Origin of the sequence: Paraburkholderia sp. J7, assembly GCF_905220155.1 — a bacterium.
Classification (GTDB): Bacteria; Pseudomonadota; Gammaproteobacteria; order Burkholderiales; family Burkholderiaceae; genus Paraburkholderia.
In genome coordinates, this window is record NZ_CAJMYZ010000002.1 from 131956 (window position 1) to 152394 (window position 20439).

Sequence of the window (20439 nt, forward strand, 5' to 3'; positions counted from 1 at the left end):
AAATTCAGGCAGCTTCGGCGAGCAGCGCGCGATATAGCTCGGCCTCGGTCAGGCCATCGGCGTGGTGCTCTTCGGCGAGGCGGCCTTTACGCATCATCAGCACGCGGTCGCAGTTCTGCAGCAGCTCGGGCAGGTCGTCGCTCACGAGCAGAATGCCGATGCCGCGCTGCGAGAGCCGCTGCATGATGCGATAGATGATGTCCTTCGAGCCGACGTCCACGCCCACGGTCGGCCCGTGCAGAATCAGCACGTGCGGGTCGATGGCGAGCCAGCGGCCAATCAACACGCGCTGCTGGTTGCCGCCCGAAAGCGACTGCACGGCCTTATCCACATCGGGCGTGGCGATCTGCAGCTCCTTCACGGTGTTCTCGGCCAATGCGCGCGCACGCGTGCGGTCGATCTGGCCGAAGCGGTCGCGCAGGCTCGCGATCATCGCCGTGATCACGTTGTCGCGAATCGGCTTGTCGAGGAAAAGGCCTTCGTTCAGGCGGTCTTCCGGCACATAACCAATGCGCGCGCGTCGCGCGTCGCCGGGCGTGGCAAGCTTGATCGCACGGCCCTCGAGCACGATCTCGCCCGCGTCGGCCGGCGCAACGCCCGCAAGCGCACGCGCGAGTTCGTTGCGGCCCGAATCGAGCAGGCCCGTCACGCCGAGAATCTCGCCGCGATGCAGCGTGAACGACACATCGCGAAAGAGGCCCGTGCGACCAAGGCCGCGAACGTCGAGCAGCACGTCGGCTTCGGCCGCGACGTTGCGGTAGCGTTCGGTGGATAGTGCGCGGCCCGTCATCAGTTCGCTCAACTGCGCCTTGGTGTAATTCGTGATCGGGCCTTGCGTCACTTTCTGGCCATCGCGCAGCACGATCACTTCGCCGCCAATCGCGTAGCACTCGTCGAGCTTGTGGCTCACGAACAGCACGGTCACGCCCTGCGCGCGCAAGTGCGCGAGCACGGCGATCAGGTTGGTCACTTCCTTTTGCGTGAGCGAGGTCGTGGGCTCGTCCATGATGACGAACTTCGCTTCGCTCGCAATGGCGCGCGCGATCGCCACGAGCTGGCGCGTGGCGAGCGGCAGTTGTTCGATGAGCGTCGCCTGAAAGTCGGCGTCGCCTGGCAGCCCCACGGCCTTCAGCGCGCGCTCGGCCGTGCGGGCGAGTTCGCGGCGGTCGAACGTGCGAGCAAGGCGCCCCGCATGTTCCGCGAGTTCGGTCGTGAGCCCCACATTCTCCGCCACGCTCATGTTGGGCAGCAGCGAAAGATCCTGATAGACGGTCTCGATGCCCGCCGCAAGCGATTCGAGCGGCGAGAGCCGCGCATGGCGCGCGCCGTCGATCACAAGCTCGCCTTCGTCGGGCGGCTGCGCGCCCGAGATGATCTTGATGAGCGTGCTCTTCCCACACCCGTTCTCGCCGAGCAGGTGATAGATCTGCCCGCGCTCGAACGCGAGCGTCACGCCGCGCAAGGCGTGCACGCCCGTAAAGCGCTTGTGCACGCCCAGCACCTGCAATAACGGTTCTGAAGCCATGTCGTCTCTTCGTGACGTTACGACGAAGCGCGCGCTTCGGCCCCATGCCGTTGCGCGCGCCACCTTCTCCCGATCAGAAGTTGTATTGCTTGTAGTTCGACTTGTCGACGCTCACCCAACCCTGGCCGCGCACGATGATGCCCTTGCCCGGACCCTTCGACACCGTGACCTTCTCGTAGCCCGGCAAGCCGAGATTCGCCCCGTTTTCCACCGTCTTGCCGTCGATCAGCATCATCGCGATCTTGTTCATCGCCATGCCCGCCAGCTTCGGATCCCAGAACGCAATGCCGTTGATCGCGCCGCTTTCGAGGTACTTGCCGGCTTCGGTCGGCAGGCCCGTGCCATACACGCAGATCTTGCCTTGCAGGCCCGCTTCCTCGACCGCGCGGCCAATGCCGATCACGTCGAGCGACGACGAGCCCTGGAAGCCCTTGATGTCCGGATGCTTGCGCAGCACTTCCTTGGCCACTTCATAGGCATGCTCGCCGTCGTTGTTGGTTTCGAGGTTCGTCTCGACGAGTTGCATCTTCGGGAACTTCTTCTTCGCGTTGTCGATGCCGCCGTCGGCCCACTGCACCTGCGAGCGGCTGCCGAGCGATCCGACCATCGTCGCCCACTTGCCGTCGTTGTGCATGCACGAGGCGAGGCGATCGTTGAGCGCGGCGCCGTACGCGGAGTTGTCGAACGCCTCGACGTCGACCATGGTGTTCTTCTCGTTGTCGGCCTCATGCGTGACCACCTTGATGCCGCGGTCCATCGCCTTCTTGAGCGCCGGTTCGAGCGTGGGCGGATCGTACGGCACGACGGCGATCGCGCTCACTTTCTTCGCGATCAGGTCGTCGATGATCTTCAGCTGCTGCGCGGCGTCCGCGCGGCCCGGCCCTGTCTGGTAGACCGAAACCTTCGGGTTGTCCTTGCCGAACTCCTTGATGCCGTCGTCCATGCGGTTGAACCAGCTGATGCCGGTCACCTTCACCACCGTGACGATGGTCGGGTTCTCCGCCGCATACGCCACGGCCGCCATGCCGGCGGCGAGTGCACATGCTGTGATTGCCACGCTGAGTCGCTTGATCTTCATGTCATGTCTCCGTTTCTTTTGTGTCGATCCGCAGTTTGTGCGTCGGCACTTACTGCGGTCCCATGCAACGTAAGCTCTCGCCCCGAAATAGATGGCGGCGGACCTCCGAGGCTCGAGGCCCGCCTGCTGCACGGTTCAGCCGGTCAGCCCGAGGTCCGCCCTTTGCCCGCAGACGGGGAGCCCCCGAAACCGAAAATCGCGCGTACCCGCTCACCGCCCGCGAACGCGAGCGAGAGCAACAGCAGGAAGCCCCAGGCGCAGTCGCCGAAAAACTGCGAAACGCCCATCAAATTGAAGAGGCTCGAAAGGAATTGCAGCACCGTCGCGGCGAAAAACACGCAGATGATGCGTCCATAGCCGCCCGCCGGATTCACGCCGCCCATCACCGCAATGAGAATGGCGATCAGCAGATAGGAATTGCCGTAGTCCCATTTCGCGCTGAGCGTGTGCGAAACGCTCACGAGCCCCGCGAGCGAGGCGAGCACGCCGCACATTGCGTAGGTCATGATCAGCATGCGCGCATGCGGAATGCCTGCGTAGAAGGCCGCGCGCTGGTTCGTGCCCATGAGGTACAGGCGCAGCCCGAACGGCGTGCGCCGGAGCAACCAGCCCAGCAGCACGACCACGGCCACGAATAGCAGGAATGAGATCGGCACCTGGAAGAACGTGCCGTTGCTGATGTCGGCGAGCGGTTCGACATAATCCACGTGCACCGAGGCGCCGTTGGAAAGCGCCACCGCGAAGCCCGTGAAAAGCAGTTGCGTGCCGAGCGTGCAGAGAATGGGCGTGAGCCCGAGGCGCGCGATCAGCACGCCGTTGAGCAGGCCGCCAATGAGCCCCATGCACAAAACGATCACGCAAAAGAGCGCCGTATACAGCACGGGCGAGTCGTCGCCGCTCACAAGGCGCGGCACCACCAGCGCGGCGATCATGCCCGAAAGATTCGCGAGCCCCACGCCTGAAAGGTCAATGCCGCCGTTGCCCGAGAGCATGGAGAGCATGATGCCGAGCGCGAGCAGCGCGACTTCGGGTAGTTGCGCGCCCATCGACTGCAGGTTGTCGATGCCGACGAATTGCCCGCGCGATACCCAGACCGCGACCAGCACGACCAGCAAGTTCACCGCCAGCAGGAAGTTCAACTGCCGGTCGCCGAACCATTTGGCAAAGAGTGCAGACTTCATGGACCTCATCCTTTGCGGTGTGTTGTCACCTGGCAATGCTTAACGTGCTGCGCTCAATGCGCGTCGGCGCTCGCCGTGCGCGCAAGCATGGCGTCGACTTCTTCCTTTCGCGGCATGGACGGCGCGGTGCCCGCGCGCGTGACGGAAATGCCCGCGAGCGCGCAGCCAAAGCGCGTGGCCGTGAGCGCATCGTCACCGCGTGCGAGCGCCGCCGCGAAGCCGCCCGTGAAGCCATCGCCCGCGCCCGCCGTTTCCACGACCGGGCCGCAATTGAACGCTGGCAGCAAGACCGAGTCATCGCGCGTATGCAACAGCGCACCGGCTTCGCCCAGCGTCACGATGACCGCGCCCGCGCCCTTGGCGAGCAGCACGTCGGCGGCGCGGCGCGCGTCGTCGGCGTTGCGGATTTCGATGCCGGTGAGGGCCTGCGCCTCGGTCTCATTCGGCGTAACGTAGTCGCACAGCGGGAAGATGTCGTCGGGTAGCGCCATGGCGGGTGCCGGATTGAACACGGTCTTCACACCGTGCCGGCGCGCGAGTTCGAGGCCGCGCCGCGCCGCCGCGAGCGGCTGTTCGAGCTGCGTGACGAATACCTGGGAGGCCGCAATATCGGCTTCGATCGCCTCGGCGTCGCCGGGCTCCATCGTGGCCGCCGCGCCCGCCGCGACGATGATCGCGTTCATGCCGGTCGTGTCGTCCACGAAGATGTGCGCCGCGCCCGTAGCCAGTCCGTCCACGGCCTGGGTGCGCGCCGTAATGCCTTCGGCGGCCCATGTCGCCCGTGCGATCTCGCCGAACGCGTCGTTGCCCACGCGCGTGCAGAACACCACCTGCGCGCCCGCGCGCGCGGCCGCCACGGCCTGGTTCGAGCCCTTGCCGCCAGGCCCCATCGCGAACGCCGAGCCGGCGAGCGTCTCGCCGATCACCGGCATGCGGCTCGCGCGAAACGCGAGATCGGTCACATAGATGCCGAGGATGACGACGCGTCCGCTCATTGGCCCGGCTCCTTCGCGCGCGGCGCGTCGGGCGCAAGCAGCACGCCTTTGGTGAACACGAAGCAGCCGTAGCCACGCGTTTCGCCCGTGGCGATCACGCAATAGGCCTTGCGGGCGCGCGCGTAGAACGCGTGACGTTCGATGGGCGCGAACGGCACGGAGCGGCCTTCCGCGGCATCGACTTCGGCCTGCGCTTCGTGCTGCACCGTGGGGATCGCGTTGGGCTCGCCCACCACTTCCATGCGCATGGCCGGGGATTCGACGAACGTGTCGAGCGGCAGCACGGAGAGGATCGCGCGCACGGCGCGAGGCGCATCGGCGCCGTCGATGCGCAGCAGCTTGCCGAGTACCGTTGCGCGCGCAACCGAGTCGGCGGGAAAGTTGGCGTCGCAAACGACGAGTTCGTCGCCGTGACCCATTGCGCGCAGCGCCTGGAGGACATCGGCGTTCAGAAGCGGGTCGAGATTCTTCAGCATTTTTTGTCTCCTTCGTAATACGTGGCGTTCTCTTGTTCGAAACGCTCAGTCGCCGTACGGTATCCAGATGTTCTTCACCTGCACGGCCTGGCGCAGGAACGGCAATCCTGCGCTCGTCCGGTCGAACCAGTCAACCTCGCGGCCATGATCGACGAAGGTGCGCTTCAGGTTGCCGACCGATTCGCGCTCCACAAGGGACGAATCGGCCGCCGTGCCGAAGCACCAGAGCGCGTCCACGTCGTCGTGCTTCGCCAGCGCCGGCAGCAACGCCGCACGCTCGCCAGTCAAAATGTTGAGCGCACCCGCGGGCACATCCGAAGTCTCCACGACCTGATAAAAATCCGTTGCCGCCAACGGGCATGCCTCGCTAGCCAGCGCCACCACGCGGTTGCCCATTGCGAGCGCCGGTGCGACCAGCGAAACGAAGCCAAGCAGCGGCGCTTCGTCGGGGCAGGCGATGCCGACCACGCCGAGCGCCTCATGCATCGCGAGCGCAACGCCGCGCAACGGCGGCGTATGCACCGCGCCATCGAACTTGTCGGCCCACGCCGCGTAGCTGAACAGCCGGTCGATGGCCATTTCCACTTCGCGCTCGGCCGCGTGCGCGTCATGTCCCGCGCGGCGCGAAAGTTGCCGCGCGAATTCTTCGGCGCGCGCGCTCAGATTTTCCGCGAGGTAGTAGAGCACCTGGGCGCGAGCATGCGTGCTCATCTGCGTCCACTTGCTCGCGCCACGCGCGGCGGCAACGGCGTCGCGCACGTCCTTGCGGCTGCCCGCGCCAACCTCGCCCACCCACTCGCCGTTCGGCGCGTACACGGCGTGCGAATAACCGCTATCGGGCCGCACCTGCTTGCCGCCGATGAAAAGCTTCGCAGTGCGATCGAGACCTGTGCCTGCATGCGCAAAGTCTTCTGCGGGCGAGCGCGCCTTGCGTTGCGCGCGCATCGGCAGCGTGCTCCAGGCTGCGGGCTTCAGATATTCGAACACGCCTTCGCGGCCGCCTTCGCGGCCGAAGCCCGATTCGCGGTAGCCGCCAAAGCCCACGCTCGCGTCGAAGAGGTTTGTTGCGTTGATCCACACCACGCCGCATTGCAGGCGCGGCGCGATGTCGAGCGCGCGCCCGATCGTTTCGCTCCACACGCTCGCGGCGAGTCCATAGCGCGAGTTGTTCGCGAGCGCCACGGCCTCTTCCGGCGTGCGAAAGCTCATGGCCGCGAGCACCGGCCCGAAGATTTCTTCCTGCGCGAGCGTCGAAGCCGGCCCCACGCCCGTCACCAGCGTGGGCGGATAGAAACAGCCGCCCGACGGCAGCTCGACTTCGCGCGGCTGCCACACATTGCAGCCTTCGCGCCGCCCGGCTTCCACGAGCGACTCGATGCGTTCGAGCTGCACCGGATCGACGATCGCGCCAATGTCGATGCCCTTGTCGAGCGAAGGCCCCACGCGCAGCGTCGCCATGCGGCGCTTGAGCTTGTCGATGAAGCGCGCTTCCACGCCCTCTTGCACGAGCAGGCGCGAACCCGCGCAGCACACCTGGCCCTGGTTGAACCAGATGGCGTCCACCACGCCTTCCACCGCGCCGTCGAGGTCGGCGTCGTCGAAGACGATGAACGGCGACTTGCCGCCCAGTTCGAGCGTGAGCGACTTGCCCGTGCCGGCCGTGGCGGTGCGGATGAGGCGGCCCACTTCAGTCGAGCCGGTGAAAGCGATCTTGTCGACGCCGGGATGCTCGACGAGCGCCGCGCCCGTGCTGCCGTCGCCCGTCACCACGTTGAGCACGCCCTTGGGCAGCCCCGCGCGATGCGCCAGTTCGGCGAACAGGAGCGCGGTGAGCGGCGTGTATTCGGCGGGCTTGAGCACCACGCAGTTGCCGAGCGCGATAGCGGGCGCCACTTTCCACGCGAGCATCAGCAGCGGGAAGTTCCACGGCACGATCTGGCCGATCACGCCAAGCGGCGACCAGCCGGCCAGTTCGTTCTCCTGAAGCTGCGCCCAGCCAGCGTGATGGAGGAAATGGCGCGCCACGAGCGGAATGTCGATATCGCGCGCCTCGCGAATCGGCTTGCCGTTGTCGAGCGCTTCGAGCACGGCAAAGAGGCGGCTGTGCCGCTGCACCATGCGCGAAAGCGCGTAAAGATGACGCGCCCGTGCCGCGCCGCCCATGGCGTACCACTCGGGCTGCGCCGCGCGCGCTGCCGCCACGGCCGCCGCTACATCGGCCGCGCCGCCTTGCGCCACGGCGGCGAGCGCCTCGCCGGTGGCCGGCGCGCGCACTTCGAAGCGCGCACCGTCGCCACTTTCGCGCCATGCGCCGTCAATGAAATGCCCGAACGTGGCCTCGTGCTGCGCAAGCCAGGCGCGCACGGGCTGATCGTCCTCGGGGGCGGGACCGTAATCCATCGTTCGGAAGTACTCGGCTACGCTCATCGGTATGGTCTGCTCAGGCTACGGGGTGGCGGTGGAAGGCGGAATAGCGGCCGCTCACGTGGTGTTCGAGCTGGCGCTCGATGTCGGCAAGCAGGCTCGACGCGCCGAAGCGGAACAGTTCGGACTCGAGCCAGGGCCGCCCCAGCTCTTCCTTCATGAGGATCTGGTAAGCAAGCGCGGTTTTGGCGTTCGAGACGCCGCCCGCGGGCTTGAAACCCACCAGCGCGCCGGTGCGTTCGCGGTACTCACGGATCATGCGCACCATGACGAGCGAAACGTCGAGCGTGGCATTGGTGCCTTCCTTTCCCGTAGACGTCTTGATGAAGTCCGCGCCCGCCATCATGCAGACCATCGAAGCGCGGGCAATGTTCGACAGCACGCGAATGTCGCCGGTGGCGAGAATCGCCTTCAGGTGCGCGTCGCCGCACGCCGCGCGGAAATCGCGCACTTCGTCGTAAAGCGCGCGCCAGTTGCCGGTGAGCACGTACTCGCGCGTCACGACGATGTCGATTTCCTCGGCCCCGTCCTTAACGGAGGCCTCGATTTCCTTGAGCTTGAGCGCGTGCGGATTGAGGCCGGCAGGAAAGCCGGTGGACACCGCCGCAACGGGTATGCCGCTGCCCGCCAGCGCGTCCACGGCCGCCGCGACGAAGCGGTGGTACACGCACACCGCGCCCGTGGTGATGGCCTCGGGCGCGAAGCCGAGCGCGGCCAGCAGGTCGGCGCGCACAGGATGGCGCGCCTTCGTGCACAGGCGCCGCACGCGGCCCTCGGTGTCGTCGCCGTTGAGCGTGGTGAGATCGATGCAGGTGATGGCCTTCAGGAGCCACGCGGCCTGCGCGTCCTTCTTGACCGCGCGGCGCGTGCCGAGCGTGGCCGTGCGCCGCTCGACGGCGGACTGGTTGACGCGCAAGGCGTCGAGCCACGCCGCGTCGAACGCCACGCCGGCGTTGCGCGCGCCATGCGCAGCGTGCTGGGCGGGCGCGCCGCGCAGCACGACGAGCGAGTTCGTTGAGGCTTCTGACATAGGCTGGGAGGCGAATTTGTGCAATGCACATCAAACCGTGGTGGTTTATTCGCACCCATCCTATACCGATGAAACGATCGTGACAATACTAGTTACAATCCTATCTATCGCACTCGAGACGTGAGAACGCCGGCCCGCGCGTTCAAGCTTCCGCGCGAGGCCGCCGTTTGCGCGTACTTGCGCGCCGGGTTCAGAACTGCAATCGATAACGCACGAAATCGTCGGCTTGCGCGAATTCGTCGTAGAGCTTGCGCGCGGGATTGTCCTCGCGCGTGTGCCAGTAAAGGCGCGACCATGCGCGCGAACGCGCCAGTGCGATGAGGTCTTCGATGAGCCGCCTGCCTATGCCCTGGCCGCGGCAGCCGGGATCGACGAACAGGTCTTCCAGATAGCAGATGGGCGCGTCCACCCATGTGCCTTCGTGCAGCACGCAGAGGCTGAATCCCGCCAGCTTTCCCTCGACTTCAGCCACGCGCGCGAACAGCGGCGCGTTCGCATCGAGCATGCGCTGCCATGTTCGCTCGCTGATGTGCGGCGCGACGCGCGTTTCGTAGAACGCGTTGTAGCCGGCCCAAAGCTGGAACCACGCGTCGCGGTCGGCGGGCGCGACGTCGCGGATCAGGATCGCCACGGACATTCAGGACGCCGCCGGTTCTCTCAGGCTGGCGAGCGACGCGCGTTGCTGGCCGTGCGCGTCGAAGTTCTCTTTTGAAAGCCACTTCTCGAACGCGGCTTTCACGAGCGGCCAGTCCTGGTCGATGACGGCGAACCACGCGGTGTCGCGGTTGCGGCCCTTGTACACGATCGCCTGGCGGAAAATGCCCTCGAACTGGAAGCCCAGACGCAGCGCCGTCTTGCGCGAAGGCGCGTTCAGGCTGTCGCATTTCCATTCGTAGCGCCGGTAACCCAGGTCGTCGAACACATAGCGCATCAGCAGGTACTGCGCCTCGGTCGAAACCGGCGTTTGCTTCAGGCGCGGCGAAAACGTCACGCTGCCCACTTCGATCACGCCATGCACCGGCTCGATGCGCATGAGCGCGAACGTACCCACGGCCTTGCCGCTCGCGCGGTCGATCACGGCGTAGTGGAACGGGTCGCTCGATGCAGCCGCTTTCGCGAGGTATTCGCGAAACGCCGCGAAGTCGGTGAATGGCTCGGCGAACAGATAGGTCCAGTCGCGCCCGTCGGCCGCCGCGCCGTACGCTTCGAAGAGATCGGCGGCATGCCGGTCGAGGTCGATGGGCTCGATGCGGCAGAACTGACCCTCGATCGTCACGCGCGCGGGCCGCTCGCGCGGCTGCCAGCCGGTTACCGGGTCGCCAATGGGCTGCTGAAATTCGTTCAGTCTTGCTGACATGCGTGACAAGCTCCTCTTGCGCGAGACAGATGGGATATCCGGTCAAAGGTAGCGTAGCCGTGGCTCCGTGAAAAGGTCCACGGGTTGTGGCTGCGGTGGAGCCACAACCGGACTTGAATTCCACCGGTTCTCGCGGCGTCGCAGCGGGCGTGTCCTGAGAGATGCATGCGCGCGCAACGATTCGCGAGTTTTCGCTTTGATCGACCGTATCAGCGCACGACACGTGCTGACTCGATCCTCAACGCCGCCCGCCAGCCAGCCTCACCGCATCGGGATGACGGCGCAAGTGCAGCATCGCGACGCAACCGAGCGCCGGCCCCGCGGCCAGCATGCCGAAGCCGCCGCGCCATCCCAGCCACGCCACCGCGTAAGGCACGAGATGAATGCTCACCAGCGTGAGCAAAAAGCCCGCGCAGGTTTGCGCGGTCAGCAGCGTGCCGACCGAGTCCGGATCGGCCAGTTCGGCCACGCTCGCCGAAAACTGCGCGGAATCGGCGATCACCGAGACGCCCCACACGAGCGCGACCGCCCCCATTACGGCAAGCGGCGCGTTGGCCAGCCAGCCCATGAGCGCCGCGCACGTTGCGCTCGTCGCCATCGCACCCACCGTGACGGCCGTGCGCCCCACGCGATCCGCCAGCACGCCGCCTAGCCACGCGCCTGCCGCGCCGATCGCGATCACGCTGAAGGTCATCCACTCCGCGCGCGTGCGGGCGTTGGCCATGCCACGTGCGATAAAGGTTTGCTGAAGAAACAGCGCGAGCCACGCCCACATCGCGTAAAGCTCCCACATGTGGCCGAGATAGCCGAGATTGGCGAGCCGCAAGGCGGGCTTACGCCACGCCTGCGTGACCTTCTCGAAGTCGATACGCGTGGCGCGCCGGATATTCGGCCCGATGCCCGCAAAGCCGATCAGCACCGCGGCGCACGCCGCGCAAGCCGCGGCGACGCCATAGATCGTGCGCCAGTCGAGCCCGCCCGTCGCGGCCAGCAAATGGGGGCTCGCCGAGCCGAGCGTGAGCGCGCCGACGAGGAGGCCAACGAGCAGGCCAAGATCGCCCTTAGCCCAGGTGGCCGCGAGCCGCATGCCAACCGGATACACGCCCGCCATGCACATGCCGGTGACGAAGCGCAGCGCGACGACTGCGCCGCCAACCGGCGGCAGAAACGCGAGCGAAGCGGTAGCGACGGCCGCCACGAGCGCGGAGCCCGCGAGCAGCCTGCGTAGGTCGTAGCGGTCGGGCAGCGAAAGCAGCGCCGAAGTGATGGTGCCCGCCACGAAGCCGCACTGCACGGCGCTCGTGAGCAGCGCCTCATCGAACGCGGCAATGGCGTGTGCCTGCTTGATGAGGGCCACCACCGTGCTCGACGAAAACCACACGCCCATCGCCGCCACCTGCGCAAGCAGCAGCAACGCCAGCGATGCGGCCTTGCCGCGTTGCGCCGCGCCTTGCCCAGGCGACCCCGTTTCGTCAGGAGAACGGGAACCGCCAGCCCCTCGAGAAGGCGTGCGCGCCACGCTCAGACCACCGCCGCCGCGTGCGCCTGCGCAAGCACGCGATGAAACGCGCGGCCAAACCAGATCAGCCCGTCACGCCCGCCCACCATGCGCGCCGCCTTGATCTCGCAGAAAAACACCGTGTGCGTGCCGACTTCGGTCGTGCGCGTAATGTGGCAATCGAATGAACTCACCGCGCCGCGCAGCGCAGGCGCGCCCGTTTCGAGCCGATACCAGTCGGCGAGCGCGAAACGCTCGTCCATGTCGATGTCTTTCGTGGCGAAGCGCGTGGCCACCTCGCGCTGGTCGGCCGCCAGCACGTTCACGCAAAGCCGGCCGTTCTCGCGCAGGATCGCGTTATTGCGGCTCGTGCGGTTGATGCAGACGAGCAGCGTGGGCGGCTCGTCCGTCACGCCGCATACGGCGGACGCCGTGCACCCGGCGCGCCCGGCGTCGCCATCGGTCGTGACGATGTTCACGGCGGCCCCAAGACCTGCCATGGCGTCGCGAAAGAGGGATTTGTCTACCATGTTCTTGCCCGCTTGCCGCGGTCTCCTCGTAGCGGGAATTCAGTGTCCGATGCTCATGCGTCGTTGGCGTGCGCGCCGCGATACCGTGCCGCCGCGTGCGAGGCCGGCAGACGCGCGCCGCCGGAGAGCTTTTCGCGCAGCGTGCCCTCACGATACGCGCGCTTGTACGCGCCGCGCGTTTGCAGTTCCGGCACCAGCAGTTCGACCACGTCGTCGAAGCACTCCGGCACCACCGTGCGCGAAAGATTGAAGCCATCCACGCCGGCCGTTTCGCTCCACTCGATCAGCGTATCCGCAATGCGCTGCGCCGAACCCACCCACGGCGCCTGGCGGCTGCCGAGCACCATCTGCTCGAGCAGCTTGCGGCGCGTCCATTGCGGCCCGGCGCTGCGCGTCATGGCTTCGACGTTGGAAACGATCGCCTGGCTCTGGCCTGTTTCGATCGGCTCGTCGAGATCGTAGCGCGCGAAGTCGATGCCAAGCGACGCCGCCGCGTGCGCGAGCGCCGCTTCGGAACTCACGTAGCGCCGGTAGTCTTCAAACTTCTCGCGCGCTTCGTTATCCGTGCGTCCAACGATCAGCGTGGCGCCAAGAAAAACCTTCACGTCGTCGGCAGCGCGTCCGAGTTGCACCGCCTGGCGCCGAATGTCTCCGACGATCTCCTTCACGCCGTCCATCTTCTGACCATTGATGAACACGCACTCGGCGTGCGTCGCAGCAAAGCGTCTCCCGCGCGTGGACGATCCCGCCTGGTACAGCACGGGCGTGCGCTGCGGCGACGGTGCGCACAGGTGCATTGCATCCACCTTGTACTGCGGCCCGCGATGATGAATCATGCGCACGCGCGCCGGGTCGGCGTAAATACCGCCCGCGCGGTCGTTGATGACCGCATTGTCGTCCCAGCTGCCTTCCCAGAGCTTGTACACGAGCGACATGTATTCGTCGGCCAGATCGTAACGGTCGTCGTGGGCGTTCTGCCCGTCCATGCCGATCGCGCGCGCGGCGCTGTCGAGATAGCCCGTGACGATGTTCCAGCCAATGCGCCCGCCCGTGAGATGGTCGAGCGTGGACATGCGCCGCGCGAACAAAAACGGCTGCTCATAGGTGAGATTGGCCGTCACGCCAAAGCCCAGATGCTGCGTGACCGCGGCCATGGCGGGAATGACGAGCGTAGGGTCGTTCACGGGCACCTGCACCGCGCCGCGCAGCGCGGCATCTGCGTTGCCGCCGTAGACGTCGTACACGCCCACGACATCCGCGAAAAAAATGCCGTCGAACAGGCCCCGTTCGAGCTTCTTCGCGTAGTCGGTCCAGTACTGCAGCTCCGTATAGCGGCTCGACTGGTCGCGCGGATGCGTCCACAAGCCTTGCTGAATGTGGCCCACGCAGTTCATGTCGAAAGCGTTCAGACGGATTTCACGCGGCATGTCGGCTCCTTTTCGGCGCACTCGATGCCATCTACTATAGTAGACGAACGGATACTAATGAAACCGGGATTTGATCCGGGTTAACTCGGATGCCGTTCGATCTGCTAAACAGCGCGCCGCGACTGGCCCCGTATAATCGACTCGCTCGCGCCCCAACGCCAACCTTCCAGGTATGAACCGACCGCTCACCGATCCCACCTCCGCCATTTCCACGCGCGTGCGTATCGAGCGCGAATCGCGCGGCTGGTCGCTCGCGGACATGGCCGAGCGCTCGGGCGTTTCCAAGGCCATGATCAGCAAGATCGAGCGCGGCGAAGCGAGCCCCACGGCGACCGTGCTCGGCCGGCTTTCGGGCGCCTTTGGCCTGCAGCTTTCCATGCTCCTCGCGCTCGCCGAGCAAACCGGCGAGCGTTTGAGCCGCGCCGCCGATCAGCAGCTCTGGCAAGACCCCGAAACCGGCTATACGCGCCGGGCCGTCTCGCCGCGCAACGGCGGCATGCTCGAACTCGTGGAAATCGCGTTGCCGGGCGGGGTTCGTGTTGCGTATCCAGCGTCGGCGTTTGCGTTCCAGCATCAGCAGATCTGGGTGCGCAGCGGCACGCTGGTATTCGAGGAAGGCGAGCAGGTTCACACGCTCGAAGCCGGCGACTGCCTCCAGCTCGGGCCGCCTGCCGCCTGCGCGTTCTTCAATCCGGGCAAGGGCCCGTGCGTCTACGTCGTGGCGCTCGTGCGCCGCTGAATGCGAGCACGCGTTGGCGCGGCCGCTGTCTTTCATCGTTGAATCGGCTATGGCACAGGGGTTTTACGCGTATGGCGCGTGCGCACCCAATGCGAGTAGCCGAATGTGAGCATTTGCTTATATTCTGAAGTCCTCAGGCGGTAACGGCACAGGGCCGCCGCCACACCATGAGAGACCGACGATGAATGACGTGATTCAAGCCATGAAGCTCAATCACCTGAGCTTCCCCTCCTCCGATACCGCCGCAACGGCAGCCTTCTTCGAACGCCATCTGGGATTCACGATAGCGGGAGCGTGGGACCAGTCGTTTATCCTCAAGCGCCCCGGCTACGACGTGGTGATCGACCACGCAAGCGGCGACGCGCCGGCGTGGCCCGAGAACTTCCACGTGGGCTTCGAGCTGCCGAGCCTCGACGCCGTGCGCGACCTGTATGAGCGCTTCACGGCGGAGGGCGTCCACATGGAAACCGGCATCTTCAACAATGGCCGCGGGTCGCGCTTTTTCTGCCGCGCGCCGGGCGGCGTGATGTTCGAAATGAACACTCGCGCGGACGCCGCTCCCGAATATCGCGGCACGTTTGACAACTGACGGGTGTGATTGCCAATCAGGATCAAGCCGTTTTTTAATGTTTAGTCATGCTATGCAGTTGTGAGCCGTTTCTGCATTAGCCAAAGGAGAATTCCATGAACACATTGACCTCGCCTCAACTCGCGCCGTTGCTGGATCGCCTGTTCGACGAAGCCGATGCCATTTCCCCGGCGTCCATTTCCGCAGTGGCCGCACTCTCATCCGAGGAGCGCACACGACTGATGCACAGCAAGACGGACTATCTCGACTTCTACGGCCGCCTGAAGGACGTTGCCCTTCCCGTTTCGCGAGAAACGGGCGTGCTGCTCTATATGCTGGCGCGCGGCGGTCGTGCACGGACCATCGTCGAATTCGGTACGTCGTTTGGCATTTCCACGCTGCACCTCGCGGCGGCGCTGCGGGACAACGGCGGCGGCCGGTTGATTACGTGTGAATTCGAGCCGTCCAAGATCGCGCGAGCCCGCGAAAATCTCATGAGCGGCGCACTATTCGATCTCGTGGAAATTCGCGAAGGCGATGCCTTGCAGACGCTGAGTGTGGACCTGCCCGATTCGATCGAGCTTCTGCTGCTCGATGGCGCGAAGGCGCTCTACGGCGACGTGCTGAGCCTCGTCGAGTCGCGCCTTGCGCAGGGCGCGTTCGTCGTCGCGGACAATGCCGCTTACAGCCCCGACTATCTCGCGCGCGTGCGTGCACCCGGGAATGGGTATCTCTCGATTCCGTTCGGCGGGGATGTGGAGGTTTCGATGCGGGTGGGTGTTGGCAAACCCTCGTGAAAAAACACCCCAAAGGTTAGATCAATGTCCAACTTTTGGGGTGCGATTCACAAGCGGAGCGCTTCTTTAACTGGGTAACGTGTCTGCTACCCCGCGCTTCCGAACCTGCGATTAGAACCGATGGTACATGCCAATGTTGGCTTGAACCTGGTTGCCGCCCGATGCGGTGTTGCCGAAGTCAGCAGCCGAAGCCTGAGCGCCCTGAGCATGGACGTAGGCACCCATTGCGTAGACCGACGTGAGCTTCGACAGCGCGTACGTCGCACCCAGCGAGACCTGGTTGATCGAAGCCATGGTGCGGCCCTCAGCGGCTTGCGCAGGCGTGGCTTGCGAACCGTAGACGTACGTGTATCCCGCGGCCAGCGACAGCGCCGGGGTTGCCTGGTACTGCAGAAGGCCGCCCAGCACGTTGAAGTGAATCGACTGCTGGCCGTCGTTGCCCTCGTACTGCGCGTTCGAGTAACGCAGGCCGGCCGTGTACGGACCAAACTGGTATTGACCGGCGATCTGAGCGATGCCCGCGCTCTTGAACGCATTGCCGCCGTAGTAACCCGAGCTCGGATAGCCCAGCGCACCACCGAAGGACGGTTGTGCCGTTGCGTTCTGCCAGCCGGCCTCACCCTGGTTTGCAGCGTGGAAGTAGCCGCCAGCGACCGTCAGACCACCCTGATCGTAGTCCGCAGCCACCGACCACGACTGACCCGAGCCCATAGCACCGGCAACGCCGCCGAACGAGTACGCGCCTTCAGCCTGGAAGCCGTGGAAAACCGGCGAGATGTACTTCACCGCGTTGTTCTGGTTCGTCGTGTTGTCGTTGTTGTCCACGTCGCCCGGGGTCGAGAACGTCGACGCCGAAATGGCGTCGCCCGTGAGGCCTTGAACCATTTCCGTCACGGCGTCGATCTGGCGACCCAAACGCACGGTACCGTACTGGTCCGAAGTGAGGCCTACGAACGCCTGGCGGTTGAACAGCGAACGCGAGGAGCCAATGGGGCCCTGGCCGCCAATGCCGCCGGTGGCAATGTTGAAGCCATTTTCGAGCTTGAAGACTGCCTTGAAGCCGCCGCCGAGGTCTTCCTGACCCTGCATGCCCCACTTGTTCGAACCTGAGGCGCCGCCGTCGAGGCTGACCTTCGAGTGGCCGCCGACGTTGGAGGTGTAGCCGATACCGGCGTCGAGCATGCCGTACAGGGTGACCGACGACTGTGCCATTGCTGCCGAGGATGCTGCGAAAGCGGCAACCGCGATAACGCTTGCCTTGATGTTGGTGTTCTTCATCTGTAATTCAGTAACCAGTAGTCTCTTTTGGATTGATGTACTTTTTTGTTGCGCGCCGGAGAATACGGTACCGCCCTGCAACTCAAGAAACGAAAAAAAATGACTGTCGCGAAAACGTAACAGTAGGCGCAATGTCTTGTGGAGCGGGCGATCGACGGATTGCCCCACATTTTCGACGCCGGATTGCCCCTTCAATTATTACGAGATTTGATACAATTGGGGTCGCATTCACTTAAATGGTGCATGCGCGGGTGCCGTGCGAGCCGGCCTGAGTTGGGTGCCACGCCAGGCGGCGGCGTGCAGCAACTGCAGTCATGGCAATCGCCGCGACCGCCTTCAGCAGCACTGAACGCTATGGATGACGCTTGACGAAACGGGCGACGGCCACGCTCGTGACCATGTGGCGGCTGGAGATGATCAACGTATACCCGGGTGGCGCAGATTAGGTATTTCGCACCGCGATTTATGCGCCGTTGCGGTCGACGATCCAGTCATCTGGAAGGTCGCAAAATGGGCAGTGAAGGAGCATGCCGCGCTCGCACGCCGTAAAACGAGCGGCTGCGCCTTCACGCCGCTCGTCGCGTCTCCAGATATTGGCTCGGCGCTTCCCCCAGCACGCGACGAAATGCGAATGAGAACGCGCCAGGACTCGCGTACCCAAGGTCCAATGCAACCCGAGTCACGGGCTCCCCTCCACTCAAACGCTCGATGGCAGAAAGCAGGCAGACCTGCTGGCGCCACTCCGCAAAACTCACGCCGGTCTCTACACGAAAAAGCCGCGTAAGCGTTCGCCGGCTCATTCCGACTTCGGCGGCCATCATGTCCAGCCCGACGGCGATCGATGGCGCGTCAAGCAGCATCCGGCACGCGCGAACGAGACGAGGATCACTCGGCAACGGCGCATGGAGTGAGAGTCGCGGCATTGACGCTATCTCCGCCACGAGCAGGCTCATCAGCTTGCCTGCACGCCCACCAACGTCGTACATGGCCGGCAAATCGATGGCCTCTTCGAGCAATTGTTTGAGAAGGGCCGAAACGCCGTAGACGCAACAATGGGCCGGCAGTTGCGCATCGCGCGCTTCTTCCAGCGACACGAAAGCGTTGAGCATGGTGACGGGCCCGCGCATCGTCATTTCGTGCGCTACACCGGCGGGCACCCAGCACGCTCGCTGCGGCGGCACGAGCCACCGGCCTTCCGGAGTCGCCACGCTGATCGTGCCGCGAGAGGCAAACGCGAACTGACCGCGTCGATGCGCATGCACGGGAAATGATGAACCGGCCGAGTATTCGTTCGCGGTCACGACCACGCTGCGAGGAATGTCTTCGAAGGGATCGACCAAGGTATTTCGCATGGCCCGAATTCTACAGTGATTGACCCGTTTTCGAAGGCGGGCCTCGGTCATCCGACTTACGATCTGCCCATCCCATTCATTTCGGAGTCGATATGCCCAATACGTTTCATCGCGTGGGACATGGCCCTCACCCCGTCCTCGTTCTGCACGGCTGGTTCGGTGACGCTCATTCGTTCGAGCAGATTGAACCCTGGCTGTCTGGCCACGCCTTCAGTTACGTATTCATGGACTATCGCGGCTACGGAAAAATGCAGGAAGCGCGCGGAGACTACACGATCGATGAGATCGCCTCCGATGCGCTGGCGCTTGCCGATGCGCTCGGTTTTGACACCTTCAGCCTCATGGGTCATTCAATGGGCGGCATGGCGATCGAACGGATTGCGACACGTGCTCCCGAGCGGGTCAGGGCACTGGTTGCAGTCGCGCCGGTTCCATGCGGCGGCATTGCATACGATGCGGCAACGCGGCGCCTGCTCGAAGACGCCGCCGGGTCCATCGACAATCGCAGAACCATCATCGATCGCAGCACCGGCGGACGGTTACCCTCGTCCTGGGTCGACTGGAAAGCGGCCTGGTCGGCAACGCATTCCTACCCGCATGCGTTCGCCGCGTACTTCCGTGCGTGGGCCGATACCGACTTCAGCGACGCGATCACCGGCAGGCATCCGGTGAAGGTGCTGGTGGGCGAGCACGATCCCACCTTCAACGCCGCATTGATGGCCAAAACCTACCTTCTCCGCTATCCCCGGGCCACGGTTGAGATACTGAGGAACGCCGGCCACTATCCGATGAATGAAACACCCCTCGCGCTTGCCGCGGCCATCGAATCCTTCCTTATCGAAACGGCCGTGGCCGCGAGTCCGTCCCAAAACGGCGCCGACGCTCCTCCCGATCGACCCGCTTGCGCGGAAATGTGAATCATGGCTGGCGCGGCTTCATCCTTCCATCCGCGCCTTCACAATCTTCCCCCGCTGCAGCACATACTCGATCCGCTCGCCCTCACCGGCCACGACGCCAATGTCGTCGAGCGGATTCCCGTCGAGCACCACCACATCGGCAATGGCGCCCGCCGCGATCACGCCCAGTTCGCCCTTCATGTTCACGATCTCCGCAGCCACGCTCGTAGCCGAACGCAACGCCTCCAGATTGCCGAGCACTTCCGCGCGGATGCGGAATTCGCCGGTCTGGAACGCGTGCATCTCGCCGAGCAGGTCGGAGCCGAAGCCCATCTGCACGCCGGCCTTTGCATAGATTTCCAGCGATTCGCGCCCCTTCTGCTGCACGGAAGCCACCTTCGCCACCGAATCCGGCGGCAGTCCGAACTGCGCGCCGTGTGTGGCCAGTGCGTCGTAGGTCACGAGCGTCGGCACCACGAAAGCACCGAACTCGCGCATCACCTGCGCGGCCGCGTCGTCCACGAGATTGCCGTGCTCGATCGTGCGCACGCCGCAGCGCACCGCGCGCGCAATTGCGCGCCCCGTGTACGCATGCGCCATCACATAGGTGTTCGCCGCTTGCGCCTCCGCCACGATGGCGCGAATTTCATCTTCGGAGTACTGGGTATTGTTGATGGGGTCCGTAGGCGAAGCCACGCCGCCCGACGCCATGATCTTGATCTGCGTGGCGCCCTTCTGGATCTCCTCGCGCACGGCGAGGCGCACGGCATCCACGCCATCCACCACGCGCGCAATCGCGCCCGTGCGAAAGCAGCACGAGCACGGTTCGAGCAGGTCGCCTCGCGGGCGGAAATCGCCGTGACCGCCCGTTTGCGAGAGCGCCTTGCCCGAGGGGAAGATGCGCGGCCCGGGCACGAGGCCCGTTTCCACGGCCTGCATCAGGCTCCAGTCGGCGCCGCCCGCGTCGCGCACGCTGGTGAAGCCGCGCGAGAGCATGGCGTCGAGAATCGGCAGCGAGCGGATGGCCGCGAGAATATTGGGCTGCATGGCGTTCGCGCCGAGATTCGCGTTCGAGGCGAGCACGTGCACGTGACAGTCGATAAAGCCCGGCATGACGGTCTTGCCGCGCACGTTGACCACGTTTGCATTCGGCAGATCGATGGGGCGATCGGTCACTTCCACGATGCGCTCGTCTTCGATCACGACGTGATGGTGTTCGAGCAGCACACCGCGTTCGAGATCGAGTACGTTGCCGCCTTTGAGAACCGTAATGGCCATTGTCTGGATT

The 20439-nt window shown here is 65.0% G+C and carries 19 protein-coding genes; 4 read left to right on the forward strand and 15 right to left on the reverse strand.

The window, feature by feature from the left end; all coding sequences use genetic code 11:
• Positions 1-4 precede the first annotated feature (4 nt).
• The 12 genes from U5A58_RS03720 to U5A58_RS03775 form a co-directional block, all read right to left on the reverse strand.
• Positions 5-1525 carry a sugar ABC transporter ATP-binding protein gene (locus U5A58_RS03720; RefSeq protein ID WP_321960338.1) on the reverse strand — a complete coding sequence of 507 codons (1521 nt, stop codon included), beginning with the start codon at positions 1523-1525 and terminating at the stop codon, positions 5-7.
• A gap of 73 nt (positions 1526-1598) precedes the next feature.
• Positions 1599-2603: an autoinducer 2 ABC transporter substrate-binding protein gene (locus U5A58_RS03725; protein WP_321908099.1), complete on the reverse strand. Its 1005-nt coding sequence runs from the start codon at positions 2601-2603 to the stop codon at positions 1599-1601.
• A gap of 143 nt (positions 2604-2746) precedes the next feature.
• On the reverse strand, positions 2747-3784 hold the full coding sequence (locus U5A58_RS03730; RefSeq protein ID WP_321960339.1) for an ABC transporter permease: 1038 nt from the start codon (positions 3782-3784) through the stop codon (positions 2747-2749).
• Between the two features lie 53 nt (positions 3785-3837).
• Positions 3838-4779: a ribokinase gene (rbsK, locus tag U5A58_RS03735; protein WP_321960340.1), complete on the reverse strand. Its 942-nt coding sequence runs from the start codon at positions 4777-4779 to the stop codon at positions 3838-3840.
• Positions 4776-5255 carry an RbsD/FucU family protein gene (locus U5A58_RS03740; protein ID WP_321960341.1) on the reverse strand — a complete coding sequence of 160 codons (480 nt, stop codon included), beginning with the start codon at positions 5253-5255 and terminating at the stop codon, positions 4776-4778. The genes rbsK and U5A58_RS03740 overlap by 4 nt, the downstream gene beginning before the upstream one ends.
• Before the next feature lie 45 nt (positions 5256-5300).
• Positions 5301-7682, reverse strand: a complete 2382-nt coding sequence (locus U5A58_RS03745; RefSeq protein ID WP_321960342.1) for an aldehyde dehydrogenase family protein — start codon at positions 7680-7682, stop codon at positions 5301-5303.
• 13 nt (positions 7683-7695) lie between these two features.
• On the reverse strand, positions 7696-8709 hold the full coding sequence (deoC, locus tag U5A58_RS03750; RefSeq protein ID WP_321960343.1) for a deoxyribose-phosphate aldolase: 1014 nt from the start codon (positions 8707-8709) through the stop codon (positions 7696-7698).
• Between the two features lie 190 nt (positions 8710-8899).
• The gene (locus U5A58_RS03755) at positions 8900-9346 is read right to left on the reverse strand and encodes a GNAT family N-acetyltransferase (RefSeq protein ID WP_321960344.1); all 447 of its coding nucleotides are present in this window, start codon (positions 9344-9346) and stop codon (positions 8900-8902) included.
• A complete protein-coding gene (locus tag U5A58_RS03760; protein WP_321960345.1) occupies positions 9347-10066 on the reverse strand; it encodes a GNAT family protein in 720 nt (239 codons plus the stop codon).
• A 238-nt stretch (positions 10067-10304) separates the two neighbouring features.
• A complete protein-coding gene (locus U5A58_RS03765; protein WP_321960346.1) occupies positions 10305-11585 on the reverse strand; it encodes an MFS transporter in 1281 nt (426 codons plus the stop codon).
• A 2-nt stretch (positions 11586-11587) separates the two neighbouring features.
• Positions 11588-12094 (reverse strand): flavin reductase, encoded by a 507-nt coding sequence (locus U5A58_RS03770; RefSeq protein WP_321960347.1) that lies wholly within the window; start codon positions 12092-12094, stop codon positions 11588-11590.
• 53 nt (positions 12095-12147) lie between these two features.
• Positions 12148-13521: an LLM class flavin-dependent oxidoreductase gene (locus U5A58_RS03775; protein ID WP_321908115.1), complete on the reverse strand. Its 1374-nt coding sequence runs from the start codon at positions 13519-13521 to the stop codon at positions 12148-12150.
• Between the two features lie 172 nt (positions 13522-13693).
• On the opposite strand from U5A58_RS03775, the gene U5A58_RS03780 reads away from it, so the two are divergent.
• The 3 genes from U5A58_RS03780 to U5A58_RS03790 all read left to right on the forward strand — a co-directional run bounded on the left by U5A58_RS03780 (position 13694) and on the right by U5A58_RS03790 (position 15625).
• Complete coding sequence (locus tag U5A58_RS03780; RefSeq protein WP_321908116.1) at positions 13694-14260, forward strand: XRE family transcriptional regulator; 567 nt, start codon at positions 13694-13696, stop codon at positions 14258-14260.
• Between the two features lie 181 nt (positions 14261-14441).
• On the forward strand, positions 14442-14849 hold the full coding sequence (locus U5A58_RS03785) for a VOC family protein (protein ID WP_321960348.1): 408 nt from the start codon (positions 14442-14444) through the stop codon (positions 14847-14849).
• A gap of 95 nt (positions 14850-14944) precedes the next feature.
• A complete protein-coding gene (locus U5A58_RS03790) occupies positions 14945-15625 on the forward strand; it encodes an O-methyltransferase (RefSeq protein WP_321960349.1) in 681 nt (226 codons plus the stop codon).
• A gap of 111 nt (positions 15626-15736) precedes the next feature.
• On the opposite strand, the gene U5A58_RS03795 is transcribed toward U5A58_RS03790, so the two are convergent.
• Together U5A58_RS03795 and U5A58_RS03800 are read right to left on the reverse strand one after the other, a co-directional pair.
• On the reverse strand, positions 15737-16903 hold the full coding sequence (locus U5A58_RS03795; RefSeq protein ID WP_321960350.1) for a porin: 1167 nt from the start codon (positions 16901-16903) through the stop codon (positions 15737-15739).
• Between the two features lie 566 nt (positions 16904-17469).
• Positions 17470-18255: a helix-turn-helix transcriptional regulator gene (locus U5A58_RS03800; protein ID WP_321960622.1), complete on the reverse strand. Its 786-nt coding sequence runs from the start codon at positions 18253-18255 to the stop codon at positions 17470-17472.
• A 92-nt stretch (positions 18256-18347) separates the two neighbouring features.
• Between U5A58_RS03800 and U5A58_RS03805 the strand changes: the two genes are divergently transcribed.
• The gene (locus U5A58_RS03805) at positions 18348-19172 is read left to right on the forward strand and encodes an alpha/beta hydrolase (protein WP_321960351.1); all 825 of its coding nucleotides are present in this window, start codon (positions 18348-18350) and stop codon (positions 19170-19172) included.
• 18 nt (positions 19173-19190) lie between these two features.
• On the opposite strand, the gene U5A58_RS03810 is transcribed toward U5A58_RS03805, so the two are convergent.
• The gene (locus tag U5A58_RS03810) at positions 19191-20429 is read right to left on the reverse strand and encodes an amidohydrolase family protein (RefSeq protein WP_321960352.1); all 1239 of its coding nucleotides are present in this window, start codon (positions 20427-20429) and stop codon (positions 19191-19193) included.
• Between the last annotated feature and the right edge of the window lie 10 nt (positions 20430-20439).